General features: G+C 34.2%; 24 protein-coding genes and 1 riboswitch. Of the genes, 16 read left to right on the top strand and 8 right to left on the bottom strand.

The features are described 5' to 3' along the window. The first annotated feature begins 57 nt into the window (after positions 1 to 57). The 6 genes from MKY37_RS02030 (at position 58) to MKY37_RS02010 (ending at position 2,216) form a co-directional block, all read left to right on the top strand. Positions 58 to 213, top strand: coding sequence for a hypothetical protein (locus MKY37_RS02030; protein ID WP_340773298.1), 156 nt, complete (start codon positions 58 to 60; stop codon positions 211 to 213). 105 nt (positions 214 to 318) lie between these two features. Continuing rightward, on the top strand, positions 319 to 645 hold the full coding sequence (locus tag MKY37_RS02025; protein ID WP_340773295.1) for a hypothetical protein: 327 nt from the start codon (positions 319 to 321) through the stop codon (positions 643 to 645). A gap of 133 nt (positions 646 to 778) precedes the next feature. Beyond that, positions 779 to 1,000 (top strand): transcriptional regulator, encoded by a 222-nt coding sequence (locus MKY37_RS02020; protein WP_340773294.1) that lies wholly within the window; start codon positions 779 to 781, stop codon positions 998 to 1,000. Then, a complete protein-coding gene (locus MKY37_RS22355) occupies positions 997 to 1,122 on the top strand; it encodes a hypothetical protein (RefSeq protein ID WP_445323010.1) in 126 nt (41 codons plus the stop codon). The genes MKY37_RS02020 and MKY37_RS22355 overlap by 4 nt, the downstream gene beginning before the upstream one ends. Positions 1,123 to 1,709: 587 nt before the next feature. Continuing rightward, entirely contained in the window at positions 1,710 to 2,039 is a 330-nt protein-coding gene (locus MKY37_RS02015; RefSeq protein ID WP_340773292.1) for a YolD-like family protein, read from the top strand. Between the two features lie 12 nt (positions 2,040 to 2,051). Then, positions 2,052 to 2,216 carry a hypothetical protein gene (locus tag MKY37_RS02010; RefSeq protein WP_340773290.1) on the top strand — a complete coding sequence of 55 codons (165 nt, stop codon included), beginning with the start codon at positions 2,052 to 2,054 and terminating at the stop codon, positions 2,214 to 2,216. Positions 2,217 to 2,264: 48 nt separating this feature from the next. On the opposite strand, the gene MKY37_RS22350 is transcribed toward MKY37_RS02010, so the two are convergent. The 4 genes from MKY37_RS22350 to MKY37_RS01990 all read right to left on the bottom strand — a co-directional run bounded on the left by MKY37_RS22350 (position 2,265) and on the right by MKY37_RS01990 (position 6,236). Then, positions 2,265 to 2,327, bottom strand: coding sequence for a hypothetical protein (locus MKY37_RS22350; protein ID WP_445323058.1), 63 nt, complete (start codon positions 2,325 to 2,327; stop codon positions 2,265 to 2,267). Positions 2,328 to 2,406: 79 nt separating this feature from the next. Further along, the gene (locus tag MKY37_RS02000) at positions 2,407 to 2,697 is read right to left on the bottom strand and encodes a hypothetical protein (RefSeq protein WP_340773289.1); all 291 of its coding nucleotides are present in this window, start codon (positions 2,695 to 2,697) and stop codon (positions 2,407 to 2,409) included. A 51-nt stretch (positions 2,698 to 2,748) separates the two neighbouring features. Continuing rightward, positions 2,749 to 3,288 (bottom strand): GNAT family N-acetyltransferase, encoded by a 540-nt coding sequence (locus MKY37_RS01995; protein WP_340773287.1) that lies wholly within the window; start codon positions 3,286 to 3,288, stop codon positions 2,749 to 2,751. Positions 3,289 to 4,265: 977 nt separating this feature from the next. Then, positions 4,266 to 6,236 (bottom strand): LTA synthase family protein, encoded by a 1,971-nt coding sequence (locus MKY37_RS01990; RefSeq protein ID WP_340773285.1) that lies wholly within the window; start codon positions 6,234 to 6,236, stop codon positions 4,266 to 4,268. Between the two features lie 751 nt (positions 6,237 to 6,987). Next, a riboswitch (cyclic di-GMP riboswitch) is annotated at positions 6,988 to 7,074 on the top strand. Between the two features lie 93 nt (positions 7,075 to 7,167). On the opposite strand from MKY37_RS01990, the gene MKY37_RS01985 reads away from it, so the two are divergent. The 4 genes from MKY37_RS01985 (at position 7,168) to MKY37_RS01970 (ending at position 11,338) form a co-directional block, all read left to right on the top strand. Then, positions 7,168 to 7,536, top strand: coding sequence for a hypothetical protein (locus tag MKY37_RS01985; RefSeq protein ID WP_340773283.1), 369 nt, complete (start codon positions 7,168 to 7,170; stop codon positions 7,534 to 7,536). Positions 7,537 to 7,593: 57 nt separating this feature from the next. Then, entirely contained in the window at positions 7,594 to 8,304 is a 711-nt protein-coding gene (locus MKY37_RS01980) for a hypothetical protein (protein WP_340773280.1), read from the top strand. 57 nt (positions 8,305 to 8,361) lie between these two features. Next, on the top strand, positions 8,362 to 9,525 hold the full coding sequence (locus MKY37_RS01975; protein WP_340773278.1) for a methyl-accepting chemotaxis protein: 1,164 nt from the start codon (positions 8,362 to 8,364) through the stop codon (positions 9,523 to 9,525). Between the two features lie 160 nt (positions 9,526 to 9,685). After that, positions 9,686 to 11,338, top strand: coding sequence for a pyridoxal phosphate-dependent decarboxylase family protein (locus MKY37_RS01970; RefSeq protein WP_340773276.1), 1,653 nt, complete (start codon positions 9,686 to 9,688; stop codon positions 11,336 to 11,338). A 410-nt stretch (positions 11,339 to 11,748) separates the two neighbouring features. Here MKY37_RS01970 and MKY37_RS01965 read toward each other — a convergent pair whose 3' ends face one another. From MKY37_RS01965 to MKY37_RS01955, 3 genes are all read right to left on the bottom strand, one after another. Further along, positions 11,749 to 11,919 carry a hypothetical protein gene (locus tag MKY37_RS01965; RefSeq protein WP_340773274.1) on the bottom strand — a complete coding sequence of 57 codons (171 nt, stop codon included), beginning with the start codon at positions 11,917 to 11,919 and terminating at the stop codon, positions 11,749 to 11,751. Positions 11,920 to 12,265: 346 nt separating this feature from the next. Further along, positions 12,266 to 12,805 (bottom strand): hypothetical protein, encoded by a 540-nt coding sequence (locus MKY37_RS01960; protein WP_340773271.1) that lies wholly within the window; start codon positions 12,803 to 12,805, stop codon positions 12,266 to 12,268. 248 nt (positions 12,806 to 13,053) lie between these two features. Beyond that, positions 13,054 to 13,224, bottom strand: a complete 171-nt coding sequence (locus MKY37_RS01955) for a hypothetical protein (RefSeq protein WP_340773269.1) — start codon at positions 13,222 to 13,224, stop codon at positions 13,054 to 13,056. A 224-nt stretch (positions 13,225 to 13,448) separates the two neighbouring features. Between MKY37_RS01955 and MKY37_RS01950 the strand changes: the two genes are divergently transcribed. Continuing rightward, complete coding sequence (locus MKY37_RS01950) at positions 13,449 to 14,024, top strand: peptidoglycan DD-metalloendopeptidase family protein (protein ID WP_340773266.1); 576 nt, start codon at positions 13,449 to 13,451, stop codon at positions 14,022 to 14,024. Between the two features lie 183 nt (positions 14,025 to 14,207). Here the strand turns inward: MKY37_RS01950 and lexA are convergent, their stop codons facing one another. Then, a complete protein-coding gene (lexA, locus tag MKY37_RS01945) occupies positions 14,208 to 14,828 on the bottom strand; it encodes a transcriptional repressor LexA (RefSeq protein WP_340773264.1) in 621 nt (206 codons plus the stop codon). 174 nt (positions 14,829 to 15,002) lie between these two features. Between lexA and yneA the strand changes: the two genes are divergently transcribed. From yneA to MKY37_RS01920, 5 genes are all read left to right on the top strand, one after another. Then, complete coding sequence (gene yneA, locus MKY37_RS01940) at positions 15,003 to 15,320, top strand: cell division suppressor protein YneA (RefSeq protein ID WP_340773261.1); 318 nt, start codon at positions 15,003 to 15,005, stop codon at positions 15,318 to 15,320. Further along, positions 15,317 to 15,967 carry a YneB family resolvase-like protein gene (locus MKY37_RS01935; protein WP_340773260.1) on the top strand — a complete coding sequence of 217 codons (651 nt, stop codon included), beginning with the start codon at positions 15,317 to 15,319 and terminating at the stop codon, positions 15,965 to 15,967. The genes yneA and MKY37_RS01935 overlap by 4 nt, the downstream gene beginning before the upstream one ends. Before the next feature lie 63 nt (positions 15,968 to 16,030). Next, a complete protein-coding gene (locus tag MKY37_RS01930) occupies positions 16,031 to 16,264 on the top strand; it encodes a DUF896 domain-containing protein (protein WP_340773258.1) in 234 nt (77 codons plus the stop codon). 86 nt (positions 16,265 to 16,350) lie between these two features. Then, positions 16,351 to 18,351: a transketolase gene (tkt, locus tag MKY37_RS01925; protein WP_340773256.1), complete on the top strand. Its 2,001-nt coding sequence runs from the start codon at positions 16,351 to 16,353 to the stop codon at positions 18,349 to 18,351. Between the two features lie 148 nt (positions 18,352 to 18,499). Further along, positions 18,500 to 18,718 carry a YneF family protein gene (locus tag MKY37_RS01920; RefSeq protein ID WP_093063024.1) on the top strand — a complete coding sequence of 73 codons (219 nt, stop codon included), beginning with the start codon at positions 18,500 to 18,502 and terminating at the stop codon, positions 18,716 to 18,718. Positions 18,719 to 18,803 lie beyond the last annotated feature (85 nt).

Here is an 18,803-nt window from a genome sequence, read left to right as displayed (position 1 = left end):
ACATTTCCGGTCGCCAGAGCTTGCTGATGCCCTGGATAAGATAAGGAAAGATTTTGGATGGACAATCTATTAGGCAGCGATTCAACTAAATTAGATCCTTCATATCAAATATACACAGGAATGTTTGAAACAAAAGAGGCTGCACAAGATGCTCAATCTAAGATTAAAGTTAAGTATGGATGGTTGACATATTTGATTGACGAGACCAAATAATTTTATCATTGCCCTGCTCATGTGAGTGGGGCTTTTTTTATTTTGCATTTAATGTACAATGTTAATAAATGTAAGTGCTTTGAAACTATAATGAGGGGGAAAATTATGGATGCAGTAGAAGCGTGGAGTATGATAGTAAGTAAATTAAAAGAAAATCAAATGGAGTTTCCCACAGTACCAAAAACAAAAAAGATACCTGTTTGGTTTTTGGCGTCTACAACAGGCGATATTATCTATATAGATAAAGCAATACATCATCAGCCCTCAAGTCAAATCTCTACACCAAGAAAATTAAATTACAAGGTGTTTAAAAATATATACCCTTTGTATTTAAGGAGAGAGAATGGTGACTCAATTAGTAAGGAAGCAAGTGCAATTACTGTTAATCAAGTTTACTATTTTTCACTCATTAAACATTTATGTAATATTTAATAATACACGGAAATAATGCTTAAAGTCTTTATATCAGCACCTAAATTAAGGTGCTTTTTTATTTGCCCAAAAATTACTAGTTGTAAAATAGAACTATTGTTCGTATACTAATCGAAAGGAGGGGGGAACGAATGTGCTTATAAGTATTTTGAAGTCCATGCAAAATAATCAAATAGTCGAAATGATTTACATGAAGAATAACGGTGAAATCAGTAAACGAAAGGTTAAAGTATTAAGTGTGGAGGGCAATACATTTAAAGCATATTGTTTTTTACGAAATACCAAAAGGACTTTTAAAGTTGAAAATGTACTCGCATTTGTTCCTATCATCCTTAAGGAGCGTGAGGTTATATGAACAATCGTCAATTGCAAATTTATGAATACATTAAATATTTTATTTCTAGGAAAAATTACTCGCTATCAATAAGAAAAATTGCAATGGCGGTCGGCTATAGTTCAGGTTGGTGTGTTCATTGACATCTAGATGTTATGAGTGATTATGGATTTATTGATTTCATTAACTCATCACTCATCGCCAGGAACTTTACGAATAGTACGATGATCAATTACAGCTCCCTGCATAACCGATCAATTGCCTGTATCGATGATGAGTTTTTATGCGTCCTTGTATTGCTGTTTTGCATTATTTAGATGTAAGGACTGTTCCAATTGCTATAGTAGGTAATTTTGATCAAAAATGAAGTGTTGTTCTTGCAGCTAGCCCGGCAATGAAAAACGTTTTGGAGTTAGGACGGCATCCACAAGATTGCACGAGATACCAATTCATCCTGATATCCGTTTATTTGAGCCAAAAATGAGTTATTTTCTTGAAATAAATATTGCAGTCGCAGAAATACTTCACAAATATGTTCCTCCTGAAGGAGTCCATGTATACAGTGATTTCAACGAGCTAGAACTCCACGAAAATTATCTGCTGCTATGGACAATATCCGGAATCGATACGGATCCGCTACACTTTTAAGAGCCGTATCCTATACACCAGCGGGCACTACTGTAAAGCGATCTAAAATAGTTGGAGGAGAAAAAGAATAGGAGGGTTTAGGTTGATTAGAGATCGAGGCATGATGAAATGGCAAGGTATGATGTTAACAGAGCATATGACAATGTTGAAAGTATATAACCAGGAAATTAAAAAAGAACCTAAACCAGAATTAAACGAATGGGATTATGATGCCATTCATCATACTTTAAATGCATCCATTAAAAGTAAAGCTGATACTAAAATTAAGAGATGGAAAGATGGAGAATTTCTTTACAATAGAGGAACTGTAGAAAATGCGGATATGCACAAAAGAGTAATTGAACTAGAAGATCCATTTTCTTTAATACAAATAAAATTAGATGAAATAGTTGATGTAACAATTATGGACTAGGGAAGTGTGAGAATGGGTAGAACCGAAGAACTACTTAATAAGTTATTGGATGAACATCCTCCAGAATTAATTCTTGGTGCTTTAGAAGAAATGGCACAAATTAATAAAGAGGATAGCATTATAAAATTAAGTGAGATCACAAATAAAACAGAAGCTAAAAACCACCAACCAAATTAATGGAAGGTGGTTACAAACTATATATTATCAATCGCTTATTGAGCTTCTTCAGGTATGAATTTTTCCAGCGTATTCAGAAATCAATTGATCGTAAATAGCATCATCTGACATATTCATAGTTTTTGCATATGTTTTCATTAACCCAAAAATACAGCTACCGCCAATTTATACCGATAACTGTATTTTTAAGTTAATCTATAAGTTGCTTTGTCATAAATACTTGTGAAATATCGGTACTTTTAAATCCATTATTTTTTAAAAGCGGAAGGACATTTTTCATTTTGTCTTCCAAATTATAAGTAGTTCTCTTAATAGAAAGATTAAAATGAAGTCCTTCCTGTAGTGCAGCTTGAAGAGCGCGTATTCCATTTTTATGTTCATTGTTAGTAAAAGCTTGAAATAATGTGACGCCTTCAGATTCATTTCCAAATTGTTGCTTTACTTTTACTAAACAAGCGGCAAGTACTTCATTATCCTTCATTGCAATGATTGCCTCTCCACCAGCTCTTGGTGTAATGGAAGGATCTACTTGTCATGGTACTAAAGTTGGGAAAATACTTGAATTTACTGCTTGCAGTGCAGGTATTCTTTTCAATTCAAATTCACTAGCAATTTTTTCATCATACCTTAATACACCTTCTGCCTCAAAAAAATGCAGCGTATCAATTACTTTATACCCAACCTTCTCATATAGTTTTATAGCTGGTTGATTAATGGAAAGAGCTTCTAATGTAGCAATGTTTACTTTTTGCTGATTTAACAGGTCAAGAGCATTTTCAATTAGGGTTGTTCCTAGTTTTTTTCCTCTGTATTCTGGAATGATTCCAGTACCACCATTCCAAGCGATTTTCTCACCATTTACTTCCCGAATGCCTTGTAGTACAAATCCTATTGGTCTATCTTCATCAAACATAACAACAGACATTGCCGCTGATAGATTATCATTTCCAAAACGAGCTATAAAAGCATCCAATGGCATCTTCATCGGAATAAAATATCCTTCAAACCCACTTGTAAAAAGTTCGTGTGCTTCCTTAAAAGTTAAATGCTCCATTGTCTTAAACTTAATCATTTCATAACACCCCTTGTTAAAAAAAGTAGAATACATTTCTTTAGATGACTTCCCTATTTCAGAATAAGGAAATACTGGCTGCAAAACTGAATCATGAAGAATTCCTTCAATCATATCACAAAAAAATTTACAGCATGGGAAGTATTTAATTCATTTGAGATCTCTCCACTTTCTTGTAAAATGACTTATTAAGATCCCGTGAAAATTAGTTCTTCAAGAAATGAATAATGGCAATACTTAAGAAGGCCGCTACTTAATCGTTACAAAAAGAGGAGAGCGATTAAGGTCAGTATCAGTATTGACACTTCCTAACCATTTTCTGTGGTGTAGCATGGATTGCTAACAGGTGTTTAGTTTAAATATTCACTTTCCGAAATAACCAAAATAAAATTACTGCATAATTTAAAGTTAAAACCATAACATTGAGATACTAAATAAAATGTAAAAATCTTAAAGTACGATTGAATCTGTTACCAACTATAGTGTTATTGGACACAGACTAAAAAGAAATTGTAATTCTGTTGCCACGGACTTGTGTGAATTCTTACCACGGATCTACCAGGAAACAGTTATACTTAGTTATTTTTGAATTTAGGACTACCTCTGAAAAGTCATATAAATAGCGTTTGTTTCATGTTATTTCACCTATCACTATCATTTAAAGGAACTTTAGATGGGGGGGATTTAGAGAAATGATTCTGCAAAATCATGTGTACCCCATATTCCCACAATAATTTAATGAAAAAGTATTATTTAATTATTCTTAAAAAACATCGTTCAGTCGTGAGTTGACTTAATCGGTATGTATTTTAAAAAAGCTCAAAATCAGTTCAATAAATTAAACAAGACTAACTTTAGAACAACAAGAAAAAAAGGACTAATTCCTATTCGGAAATTAGTCCTTTAATCGTTATGCTAACTCCAACTCTTACTGCTTTCCAGTATGTGGAGTGTATTTGGCAACGCACTTCTTCAAATTAATTATTTTTTTCGTTATCAGTTTTTTCTGTTATATCCTTATTATAATTATACTGAGAAGGATCAACTTTAGTAAATCCAGACGGTGTATAGAATCTCAGCAGGTCACCATTTACCACTTTATCAGATAATTGTAATTTGTTATCTACTTCTTTCTTATACTCTTTAGCTTTTTCTAATTTATTTTCATCATCTAGTGGCAAACCAGTTGTTGCATCATAGAATTTCTCATTAATTGAGTAGATAGTAGGACTAACATAATCACCATTTCTAAAGGTTACTACATCATTATGCTCTACTGAGAGTAAGTCAGTACCAAATTGAACATAATTTTGTGAATCAATTCCTAGTAAATGTAATAAGGTTGGAAGAAGGTCTATTTGCCCTCCATAAGTATGATTGACTCCACCTTGCATTCCAGGAACGTGAATAATTAACGGTACACTTTGTAAATTTGTACTTTCGAAAGGTGTAATTTCTTTTCCAATGATTTGTTCCATAGCTTTATTATGATTTTCTGAAATACCGTAATGGTCACCATAAAAAACAAGCATACTGTTATCATATAAGCCTGACTTTTGTAATTCATCAATGAACTGTTCAATTGCTTCATCTGCATAACGAGCAGTTTGGAAATAATCATCTACACTTGCATCACCAGTATCAGCTTTACCAATTGTTGTTAAGTCTTGATTCATTTTATATGGATAATGGTTCCCAACCGTAATAAATTTCGAATAGAAAGGTTGAGGTAAAGTTTTTAAAAGATCTAATGATTGTTCAAAGAACGGTTTATCCAACAAGCCATATTCAGCCATATCTTCCTCAGATGTAGTGTCATAATAATTGGCATCAAAGAAATGGTCATAGCCGAATGATTTATAGATCTCGTTACGATTCCAAAAAGTTCCGTTATTACCATGGAATACAGCTGATGTATAACCATCCTCTTTTAAGATGGCGGGAGCTGCTTGATACGCATTCTGACCTTTTGTAATATATGCAGATCCTTGCGGTAAACCAAATAAAGAATTTTCAAGCATAAACTCAGCATCCGAAGTTTTACCTTGAGCTGTTTGATGGAAGAAGTTATCAAAGTATAGTGTGTTTGGATCTTTAGTTAATGAATTTAAAAATGGTGTTACTTCTTCACCGTTTAATTCATAGTTAATCAAAAAGTTTTGAAATGACTCCAAATGAATATAGATGACGTTCATTTCTTTTGCTGCACCAAAATATTCTGGGTTAGATTCTGCATAGTTAGATTTTGTATAGTTAATAACTTCTGTCATATCATCGCTATCAGCTAAAACCCTTTGGGAAGACGCCTTAATAGTTTCTTTAGCGTCATAAATAGTATAGTTATACATACCTAAATATTTAACAATATAGTTTCTATCAAAACCACGAGTTAATAACTGCGGACGATCAATGTTAGCTAGTCCTAAATTTAAAGCAGAGATTGCTATTACAAAAACAATTCCTACAATTGCTTGTCTGTATCCAATTCTACTATTATCTTTTTGGGTTTTTTTAGATAAACATAAGTAAATTAATAAAAATACATCAACAAAGAACAAAATATCGTAGGGTTTTAACAAAGAAATAACACTACCGCCTAAGTCTCCAAAGTTCTGTGTTTGAGTAATCGTTGGTAATGTAATAAAGTCACTAAAAAATCTATAATAAACTACATTTGCATATAAAAGAATGGACATAAGAGTGTAGATTACCACAAGTAAAGTATATTTTCCCCGTCCTTTGAAAATGAAAGGAGCTCCAAGAAATAACAAAGCAGAGCCAAGTGGATTTAACAATAAAAGGAATTGTTGAAGGAATCCTTCTACTCCTAAGTTAAATTGAGTTACTTGTGTGATATATGTTTTAATCCATAACATGAAAGCGGCTAATAAATATAGACTAGAAAACTTGCTTAAAAAAGCAGCTTTTTTATTATTTAAACTTTGCATTTTATCACCTTCCTATATAAATCTATTATTTAAGCTTAAGAATATTCTGGAAAAAATAATTTTAATATAATTTCATGAAGCTAATATACACTACATCTTTTGAAGTCATCTGTCAAGTGAAAATCTTCATACACCCCTCTATACCACAGCTATAGTTTAATATTTATCCTTGTTGTAATAGGTTCTATTGGTATATTTCAGTAAAAATTAAAGGGACGTTTTTTTGTGCCCCTACATATTGACTTCTTATGGGTTGATGAATTACTTTGAGGCAAAGGATACGGAAAGCAATTTTTATATAGTATAGAGGAATTTGCATGAGAGAATAGATGCAACTTCATTCTACTAAGTACACTTAGCTTTCAAACCCCCAATTTCTATCAAAAATATGGTTATATAGTAGTTGGTGTACAAAAAATCCTTTCAAAGGAAGACTTCCCATAAGTTAACCAAACTTATGGGAAGCTTTTTTTATTTCTTTCGTATTTGGGAAATATACATTCTTGATAGTTATCTAATCATCTAAATGCCAGAGTCTGTTTATCATTCCCGCAAGCGTAATTTTTTATAAAGAAATTATAAGTGATAGTTCAGACGGAATATTGGGAATTTTCAACGCATAAGGACGTTAGACTTGTTTTATGTTTGTGATATTTATAAATAAAAAATACTAGTGTCGACAAAAAATGATAAGTTCTTTATACTGTTATAGTGATGTGCGATTGTGAGTATAGTACTATTAAATGTTTAAAATTGAAAAAGGCAAACTTATCGAAAGATAAGGACGCAAAGCTACGAGTCTAAAATCCTCATGGATAATGATAGTCGGGTTGCCAAGAGTAATAAGCAACCATTCTTTGGCTACCCGTTATTAACTGGGGTAGCTTTTATTTATTAGACTCCCGAAAAAATAGGAAAAAGGAGATTAGAGATGATAGTAGTAGATAAAAGGAAATATAAAATGGCAATAAATGAGGTCACAAAGGAAGTTCAGGTACAGATTCATGGATTAATGAGAGCGGAAGATGCAGATGGTTACTTGATAGATTTACAGGATACGATCAATAAAGTATCAAGACAAGAGTATACGTTTGTTATCGATGGGACTCACCAAACACCCGTCCCATCAAAAGTTGTACCGCAGTTAGAACAAACGATGCAATTTTATTCTAGTTTAGGTTTTAAGGATATCCTTGTAGTAAAACCTTCATCTAAAATTGCTCAAGTGCAAATTAGGAATGCACTTGAAAGAATTGAGTTCACAGGTACATTTATCGATAAAGTACCTCATTCTATGTAATGTTAGGTTCATTAGAAAGGAAATTTTTATTTTATAATTTGAAGGGAAGATCAATAAGTGCAAACAACACAAGAATTGTATACATATGAAATTATAACGAAGGGACAAACTGCTTTAATTCAGAAAGCAGCTGAGTGTTTAGCTCGTTCATTTATTGGAGTGGATATTTCAGGAAAATGGGTTCAGGAACCGATGGTAGGTCAATTAAATTTAGGTTATGAAGATTTCTATAAATTTACCAAGGATTATTTAGACTCTACAATAGAGCTGGGGTATTGTGTAGTCGCTGAGGATATTCATAATAATGTTGTTGGTGTGCTTGCTGGCGATACAAATGCACCAGAGATTATCGGGGAAGATATATTTGAAGGTTCTTTTTATGATATGAATGTAATTCTGCGTGTTTTGGAAGATGTGGATAAACGTTTCATGGAAGATTATAAGAAGCGAAACGGAAAAGAAATCGAAGATGGAGAGTTATTACACCTATTCATGTTAGGAGTGATAGCTGAACATGACCGTCATGAAATTATTCAGCAATTAGGAAATAGATTGATGACAAAGGCATCGACACAAGGGGTGAAGGCTGTTCTAGGTGAAGCGACAAACCCTAAGTCGATACGTGTTATGGAAAAATATCACAACATGAAAAAATATAAAGATTCAGAAGGAAATTATATTGTTCATAAATATCAGGATAATAGTAAGTTGAACGGTATTCCTGTAAATGTAGCGGATGGAACATATATTCTTTTAAAGGAGCTTTAAAATATTCATCATTAAGTCTAAATTAACAATAAATAGGAGTTAGGGGATTTATTTATCATGGAAGCTATTATGCTAGGTATAATTGTTATCTTATTGGGGGTCTCGGTATATTTTGCTTACCGGTATTTTTCGCTAAAACATCACCCTCATATTAATAAAGAAATAATAATTGGAATGAAAGAAATTTCAGCAGGTAATATCACAAGCGCAGTTGATGAAAGAAGTTCTGATCATGCTGTTTTTAATCAACTAATTGAGTTTTTCAGCCGTGTAAGGGAAAAGTTTATTTCATTTTCAAAAAATGTACATGAAAAAGGAGAAAATCTCGCTGAAATCGGTGAGTATGCTTCTGAGAAAGCAGATATTGTTAGAGCGGCAATTGATGAAGTAGGTAGAGGATTACAGAAACAATTAGTAGCTACAGAAGAAAGCGCCGAATCTATGGAAGAAATGGCACAGGCTATTGAAGATCTATCAGTAAGATCAAATCAAATTTCAGAACAATCGATCACTACCTTAGAATTGACGAAAGAAGGAAACGAGAAGCTAAAGGATTCCTTAGAAAAAATGGAGCAGTTTAATCAAACGGTAAATACAACATTTGATGCTATAAATAAACTTGGAGAAAAATCTCATGAAATCGGCACTATTGTAAAAGTGATTACAGGGATTTCAGAACAAATTAATTTATTGGCGTTGAATGCGGCAATAGAAGCTGCCCGTGCGGGGGAACATGGTAAGGGATTTGCGGTTGTTGCTGATGAGGTTCGAAAATTGGCCGAACAATCACGCCAGTCTTCCTCTGAAGTATCAAATATTGTAAAGAATATACAAGAAGAAACTGAAATAGTTGTCAAGTCGATGCAACGGGGAACAGAAGAATTTAAAGATACAAACACGACCATTGTAGAGGTTGGAACCATGTTCGAAAATATTTTAACTACGACAAAGATCATTACTGAAAATAATGAAAATTCTTCTGCTAGTACAGAAGAATTATCTTCTGCTTCTCACCAGATAATGACAACAATTGTTGAGATAGCTTCTATCTCTCGAGAGTCTGTTGAAATGTTTGAGGAACTAATAGAAATTAGTGATGATGAAATGCAGTCAATGCAAAAGCTTGTTCAGGAAGCAAAGAATCTTGTAGAGTTAAAAAATGATGTAAATAAATTACTATTTGGATGGAATGATGGTGTAGAAACTGCGGAAGCTGAATAGGTTAAGCTGCTCCAAAATAAGACCAGTGTAGCAGTATAAAGATATTCAGCATACTAAAGCTGATAAATATATGAGTGCTTCTTATAGGTTGATCCAACTTGTGGGAAGCATCTTTTTATGCATAAAAATACTTCTAGAAAAACATCAAGGAGGTTAAACAATGAAGAAAATACAAAAATTGTTTCCTAGTATGGACGGGAATGACTTTCAAAGAGAAGAAATATTGTCCTACTTTAGGATGATTTTAACGAAAATAGATGAATTAAAGGATCCTAACAAACTAACGTTGGGAGAAATGCCCGATTACACAGAGGATTATTATAATCGTGTCATTCAAGAGGCGAATGTTCCAAAAACAGGTGTGTCAATAGAGGAAGTGATTCAGGAGCTTCTAAAAATGGTAGAAGGACACCGATACGTTAATCGAAATTATGTAGCTAATGCAGCGCCCCTTCCTAATATTTCCAGTATTATCGGAAATTTAGTAATGGTCCTAGTCAATGGGAACAATATTTGGGATGTAGAAGGTCCAGCAGCGGCTACAGCAGAAATCGAAGTAACTAGTATGCTATCCAAACTTATCGGTTACGATGAAATCATCAGTGCAGGATATACAACTTGGGGAGGGCAAGGGGCTGTTTTTAACTCTTTACGTCTTGCTATTGCCCGTTACGCGCCGTCCTCTAATCAAAATGGTGTGCCGCAAAATCTCTATTGCTTCTGTTCAGAGCTATCACATTATAGTCTATATAAATCTGTAGAAGCAACTGGGATTGGCGTAGAAAACATGATTCGTGTGAAAGCTAATGCTGATCATTCTATGAATCTAGAAGATTTAAAAGAAAAAATGGAGCTTGTTATTGCAAAAGGCGGTGTTCCTCTTTATGTCCTTGCCACAATGGGAACTACTGATACATTTGGGGTTGATGACATTGAGGGAATTAAGAGGATAACAGAAGACTTGGAACGCACATATGGCATATACTCAGTCTATATTCATGCAGACTCTGCCATGGGGGGGATGTATACCTTCTTTAATGATTACGACTTTGACAGCAATCCGCTGCGATTTGAAGAAAACGTTAATGAGGTATTGAAATCCTATCAACAGAAGTTTAAACATATCAAGCTTGCAGATAGTTTGGTCTTTGATTTCCACAAGCTTGGGCAAACGCCATACATTACGAGTTTATTTTTAATCAAAAACAGAGAGTATCTTAAGTATGTGGATCTAGATGCAGCGGAAACCCCCTATGTTGGGAATCGCAGCTATGGTAGCTATCATACAGGCTATACGCTTGAATGCTCGCGAATGGGGAGTGCTTTGACAATTTATGCGTCATTATTATCATTTGGAATCGAAGGCTATCAAGAGCTTTTAGCCAACTATATCCGTGTCAATATTGCATTTAGAGAGGCGTTAACAAAAGAAGTTTCGAATGTGGTGATCACGAATGAGGTTTCTCCGATTACAACATTCCGTTTTTATCCTGAAAAGAAAAAATGGAATGATGAATTGAACGGACTTTTAACTGTAGAAGAAATGACGGAAATCAATCAATTTAATGACGAGTTTGCAGAGGTTATTGGTGCAGATCGAGATACCGTCTTCTTTGGAAATACAAAAAAACAGCGTCTTGTAGAAGCAACAAACTCAAACAAGCGGATATCCGTATATGCGCATAAATTTTTTTCGATTTCGCCATATACAACAATAGAAGAGGTCGACCGTTATGTTGGATTTTTAAAGGAACATCTAGCATTTTTCCAGAAAACGAGAAGTAGTGAAAATATAATAATAACAACACGTTAAAGATATTATACACTCTCATCTTACGGGCGGCATGATGTAATTAGCCGTCTCACCCCCTTGATAAATAAGGGGGTGTATGTAAGGTGAAAGTGAAATGCTTACATTTTGGTTATGTATTCGTACGATACTGCCTATCGCAACCCCTGTCAGTGTTCTCGTCAGTGTCTTATATAATGTTTTAAATAGATTAGTCCCGTCAATATTCATTAATAAGTGATTAAAGAAAACAGGCTCCACCAGTGTACTGTATAAATGGAGATAAAAACTTCATGAATTCTGGGAAATGATTTGAGAACTATTACTTGCCATGAGGTAGTGTGGTGTTTGTGTTATTTTCATCTTATGGCTTTTCATGCTATTATTCACTCCAAACCTAACAGAAAGTTCCCCGTTGATGAGGGAAATGATTCTTAAACATATTCAAGTGAAGTTTCTAATTGAAGATCGACATCGAATACTAATAATGCATCTGTTAAAAGATTAATATCTATTAGAATTTGCTCTTTTATATGAGTGAAGGGACATTTGTAATAATCATCTACAAGGCGATTTAGTTCTTTATAAATTAATGAAATAGGCAAAAATACTCCCCCTCATGATCAATATTTACTATAGTCTATTATGTAATAAAATGAGTATAAAGGGAAGGGGGTTGACCAATTATTTTTTGGTTGGTTATTTCGCTCTGATCTTTTTAGTAAATAGATAGCAACAAAATAATTTAAAAAGAGTGGAGGGTCACGAGCATAGACATGATCGACCCTCCAAAATAAAAAAATTTTCATAAACAAAGGGGGCTTTGTTCATAGGAAAGTGTACTTTTCTCATTAAGATATAGATGAGTAGTTTTTTCTCTTGAGCGATATCTATTACTTCAGAGAATTATTGGTGCCAAAAATATTATTTAATTTTATTTAGCGATCAATTCTACACTGCTAAAATGCTATGCACTGTAAGTTGTCCGAGATATCTACCGGGATTTGGTGAATATCCAGTAGCTATTGGAGAAGTTACAGTTGCAGTAACTACAACACGACCGGTATTTCCTAAAAGCCCTACTGCAAGTAATGTATCTCCAGATGTAATTGCAACATCCTGAGAGCTACCTGAGTTTGCTCCTACAAAAAGCGGAATAGTAGCAATTACGAGACCTGCAAGATTTACAACTTCTAAAGATGCAGTAACTGTAGCGGTTTCGTTTGCCGCAAAAGCATAATAAGCAGAAAGTGGTAATGCAAGTGTGAGAATTGGCAAAGCTCCAATGTCAAAGGTGCTTTGAAATGTCACCGTTTGGTTGGACTCTGTGTTTGGAGACCAAATATACGCACTACTTCCATCTACTAATGGTGAAACCATTGCTGGGGGAGTAGGGACTGCGGGAGTAGGAAGTGTAGCAGGTGGTGCAGCTGTATCTGCAATGACATCAGTATTTGCTGGGGTAGTAAACTCTTGAAGTACAAGAACCATATTAATCACCTCCTTTTAATAGATTTGCCGAAATAACGGCATACAACAATATATGTCGCACAAATTAATAGGACTAGTTAGATTGATTATCTCGTATGGAATTAGACTATAAATAAAATTATATAATAGACTGAATTGATATTTTTGAAGGATCTTGAAGTAGCGTCAGTAAAAGGATGGAGCAATTTTAGAGGTTTGTATAAAAAATATTTTGGATTACTAAAAATTATATAAAAAAGCTCACTTGGTTAAAAACCAAGTGAGCTTTTTGTGATTATTTCTAATTTACTTTTTTCTAAAATTCTTATTGCATCCTTTAACAGGTTAATATCGATCAAAATCTGTTGTTTCAGTTGATAGTTATTGCATCTATAGTAATCATTTATGAGTTTTTTTAGTTCCTCCATAATTAGTTTCATAAGTTATTGCCCCTTTATAGTTATTTAAGCTGACATGAAATTTATATAATTATTTTAACCTATATCTTATTATAAATATTAATACCCATATTTTCGCAGTTTGAACCTTCTGCTCTAATTTATTTGATAAGTATTATGTCAAAAGGCTAATTGTTCATAGTCATGCGAGCATTAACTAATACGAGGGATTAAATCTCTACTTAAAAGAGAAGGGAGGTAAAACTATGTTTATCAGACCAAGCGAAGGAAAAATTACATCGCGTTTTGGGGAAACTCGAAAGAATAATGCGATTAAAGTGCATAAAGGTGTAGATATAGGAAGTGATGGGAGTCCGGCTATAAAAGCAGCCGCAAGTGGTGTCGTGACGAGAGCAAAAGTTATAGGAGGGTATGGAAATACTATAACGATTGCCCACACATTGAATGGTAAAAAGTATGAAACCTTATATGCACATTTAAAATCTATTTCCGTTAAAGTTGGACAAAGTGTTAAACAAGGAGAACAAATTGGTATTAAAGGTACTACAGGCAATAGTACAGGAATACACTTACATTTTGAAATTCACAAACCATCGTATGAGGCTGGTCAGCCGAATGCAGTGAATCCATTATATTATATAAGTGAAATAAGTGTATCAGAAGTACAGAAGCTTTTAAATACAGTAGGTTATAAACTGGTGATTGATGGGATAGAGGGACCATTAACTATTGCAGCAATTAAAGATTTTCAAAAAAACAATAGCTTAATAGTTGATGGAATAGTAGGACCAAAAACTTTAGCAGCTTTAAAGAAGAAATAAAAACTTCTAAGAGATAAAATAAATATGTTAATAACTACAATTTTTAAAAAAATAAAACCCCTCAACCATAAAGGTAAAGGGGTTTTTCGATGATTTCAACGAAAATGTCCACTTTTCGTTGAAATATGATATCGGCTCTTCGTAATCTTACGTATAAATATCTATTTTGTCAAGTCTGCATATCTATTGAATATTGCGATAAACGCCAACGACTTTTCCGAGAATGCTAACAGAATTTACGATGATAGGTTCCATGGATGAATTCTCAGGTTGTAAACGGAAGTAAGACTTTTCCTTAAAGAATCGTTTAACGGTTGCTTCATCCTCTTCTGTCATTGCAACGACAATATCGCCATTATTTGCCGATTGCTGTTGTTTTACAACGACATAGTCGCCATTCAATATACCTGCCTCAATCATACTATTACCCATAATTTCCAACATAAATAAATTATCATCAGCAGTTCCGAAAGTTTCTGGAAGTGGGAAAAACTCTTCAATATTTTCAATTGCTGTAATTGGAATACCCGCAGTAACTTTACCTACAAGTGGTACATGTACCACATTTTGTTTTTCGGCAATACTTCCTAATCCATCAAGAATCTCAATGGCACGTGGTTTGGTTGGGTCTCTTCTTATTAGTCCTTTACTTTCCAGTCGGGCTAAATGTCCATGAACAGTTGAGCTGGATGCCAAGCCCACAGCTTCGCCTATTTCTCGAACAGACGGCGGATATCCTTTTTTTCGAACTTCTTCTTTTATAAAAGCTAGGATGTCTTCCTGTCTTTTAGATGCTTTTTTCATATGCTCACCTCTTTTAGAGTAATTAATCTCTATCCTTTTCTATCTTATAAATAGTATAACAGGCGACCAAAAATAATGCAAACATAGGTTCTAATTATTGTTGACAAAAACAAATGTTCGCATTATTATTAAGTTACGAATTACGAACGCACATTCTATTAGGGGGTATTTTTTATGACCTGGATAAAAGAAAACTATTTTCTATCATTATTTGTAGCGTGCAATATCGCTTTTATAATGTTTATAATAATTTCGAATTCTTTTTCGACAGATGAAAGTCTTCACATTAATATAGAACAAGGCGATTCTTTATGGGAGTTAGCACATGAGTATGGTGTGGATGAAGATAAAAATGTCTGGATCAATAAAGTAATGGCTATGAATAATTTACAAGATGGACAGATTAAAGCTGGGGAAGTGCTTAAAATTCCAGCAGCTGAAAAAAGTTACCATTTCAATCATGAAACGGAGATAGCGGGCGATACAAAATGAAATCAGTTATATATTGTCGAGTGAGTACTGAAAAAGAATCCCAAGAAACATCATTACAAAGACAGGAAGAAGAGCTGTTAGAATTTGCAACACTACATAATTATGAAGTAGAGAAAGTATTTATAGATCAGCATAGTGGGTATGATATAGAACGGGAAGGCTTATTAGATTTACTTGACTACATAAAAGAAAATGAAATTAAAGCTGTATTTGTTCAAGATGAAACGAGAATTGGGAGAGGGAATGGTAGAATGGCAGTTCTACATCTTCTTCAAAAAACTAACACCTCTATATATACTTTACAAGATAAAGGTGTCATCAATTTAAATGAAATGGACTCCATGTTACTGGAAATATTAGCACTTGTAGAAGAATATCAACGGAAGTTACATAATGCTAAAATTAGGAGAGGTATGAAGAAAGCAGTTTCTCAGGGATATCGACCGGAGAAAAACTTAAAGACAAAAGGTAATCCAGAGGGAAGAGAACGAATAGATGTGCCATTAGAAGAAGTAGTAAGACTTCGAAAAGCAGGTCTCACTTATGAAGAGATTTCTATGACTCTAAAAGGTTTAGGATTTAATATTAGTAAAGCCACCGTACATCGACGATATATTGAGTATATAGAAGCACACGGAGTGAAATGACTTGCACTCTGTGTGTTTTTTCCTTACCTTTATATAAAGATAAAGTGAAAGGATGAAATGAAATTGTTAAGCAAAGAAAAATTAGCAAGAATTAGTGAGTTATCTAGAAAATCAAAAACATCAGGACTTTCTATTGAAGAGGCAAAAGAACAAAGCTCTTTACGCAAAGAATATTTGGAAACTTTCCGCTCCACTATGAGAGATACTATCGAAAGTGTGAAAATAATCGACCCTGAAGGAAACGATGTAACACCTGTAAAAGTTCAAGAAGCGAAGAAGGGAAAGTTTCTGAATTAATTAATCATTTCAGAAACCATTGATAATACAGACATTCTTGTCTAAACTAGAAATATAGAAAAAATTTGTTTGAGAGGATGTCATTCATGTCATTACAATCCGATTTATTAGCAATTAATACGATTCGAACTTTATCTATTGATGCAATCGATAAAGCAAATTCTGGTCACCCTGGTTTACCAATGGGGGCAGCACCAATGGCTTACACATTATGGACAAAACATTTACGCCATAATCCAAGTAACCCAACATGGTTCAACCGTGATCGCTTTGTGTTATCGGCAGGTCATGGTTCTATGTTACTGTATAGTCTACTTCATCTTGGTGGCTATGATTTACCAATGGAGGAGATTAAGAACTTTAGACAATGGGATTCTAAAACACCCGGACATCCAGAGTTTGGTCATACTGCAGGTGTAGAAGCAACAACAGGACCACTTGGTCAAGGTATTGGAATGGCAGTAGGAATGGCGATGGCTGAGGCACATTTAGCGGCTACGTACAATAAAGAAAACCACTCCATTATTGACCATTATACGTTTGCATTATGTGGTGATGGCGATTTAATGGAAGGTGTAGCTGCAGAAGCAATTTCACTAGCTGGACATCTTCAATTGGATAAATTGATTGTATTATATGATAGTAATGATATTTCTTTAGATGGTGATTTAGCTAAATCATTCTCAGAAAATGTAGAAAAACGTTTTGATTCATATGGTTGGAACTATATTCATGTTAAAGACGGAAATGATATTGAAGAAATTTCAAATGCTATTGAAAAAGCGAAATCTCAAAATGACAAACCAACAATTATTGAAGTGAAAACTGTAATTGGATTTGGCTCTCCTAACCGTTCTGGTAAGTCAGATGCTCATGGTATGCCATTAGGAAAAGATGAAACACTTTTAGCTAAAGCAGAATATAAATGGTTATTTGAAGAGGACTTCTATGTGCCGGAAGAAGTATACGATACGTTCAAACAAGCATCAGAACGTTTAGGTGTTCAAGAAGAGTCCATTTGGAATGAGAAACTTAATGCATATGAGTCTGAATTTCCAGAGTTAGCTTCTACGCTTAAAACTGCAATTTCTGGTGAATTACCTGAAAACTTTGCAGATGCGCTTAAATCTTACGAAACTGGTACTTCTCATGCTACTCGCTCTGCTTCTGGAGAAGCGATCAATGCAATTGCACAAAACTTACCTTCGTTCTTTGGTGGAAGTGCCGATTTAGCTGGTTCAAATAAAACTACTATGAAAAATGTTGGAGACTTCTCATCAGATAACTATGCTGGAAAAAATATTTGGTTCGGTGTACGCGAATTTGCAATGGGAACTGCTTTAAATGGAATGGCTTTACACGGTGGACTAAATGTATTTGGTGGAACATTCTTCGTATTTAGTGATTATGTTAGACCAGCAATTCGATTATCTGCATTAATGGGACTTCCTGTAACGTATGTATTTACGCATGATAGCATCGCTGTCGGAGAAGATGGCCCAACTCATGAGCCGGTTGAACATTTAGCTTCTTTACGAGCAATGCCTGGTTTATCTGTAATCCGTCCAGCGGATGCAAATGAAACAGCAGAAGCTTGGAAACTAGCTGTATCATCTAAACATAAACCTACAGTTTTAGTTCTTTCTAGACAAAACTTGCCGACTTTAGAAAATTCAGTTGAACTGGCTAAAGAAGGAGTTTCAAAAGGAGCTTATGTTGCAGCGCCTAATGAGAAAGCGGAAGCAATCTTACTTGCAACTGGTTCAGAAGTAAGTCTTGCTGTGGAAGCGCAACAAGCACTTTCTAAAGAAGGAATTGAGGTTTCTGTTGTATCTATGCCTTCATGGGATTTGTTTGAGAAACAAGATGCTGCTTATAAAAACAGTGTATTACCATCTCATTTAACGAAACGTCTTGCGATTGAAATGGGTGCATCATTAGGATGGCACCGTTATGTTGGATTTGAAGGAGACGTCATTGCTATAGACAAATTTGGTGCAAGTGCTCCAGGTGAAATTGTTATGAAAGAATATGGCTTCTCGGTAGAAAACATAGTTGCGAAAATGAAAGCATTACTTCAAAAGTAAAAAGATGTACGAGCAATTCGAATACTTTGGATATAAAGTATTCGAATTGCTTTTTAATTTTAATTTATATAGTATGCCAAAAGAATATATAGTATAATTTTCAGTGGTGTCTTGTACACGTAGATAAGAACATAAAGGAGGAGAAAATATGCAAACATGGATTTGGATTGTTATTATAATCGTTGCGTTAATCGCTGGTGCGGCAATCGGTTTCTTTGCGGCACGTCAATATATGATGAAATACTTAAAAGAAAACCCACCTATTAATGAACAAATGCTTCGTATGATGATGGCGCAAATGGGTCGCAAGCCTTCAGAAAAACAAGTTAAACAAATGATGAATCAAATGAATAAAATGCAAAAATAAAAAAAGCACTCGGCTGAGTGCTTTTTTTGAATAGAAAATAATTAGACTTTATGCATTCTAAATAATTCGCCCAATGAAAGTGAGG

The organism is Psychrobacillus sp. FSL K6-2836 (assembly GCF_038003085.1).
Classification (GTDB): domain Bacteria; phylum Bacillota; class Bacilli; order Bacillales_A; family Planococcaceae; genus Psychrobacillus.
This window is presented reverse-complemented; position numbering and strand designations above follow the sequence as displayed.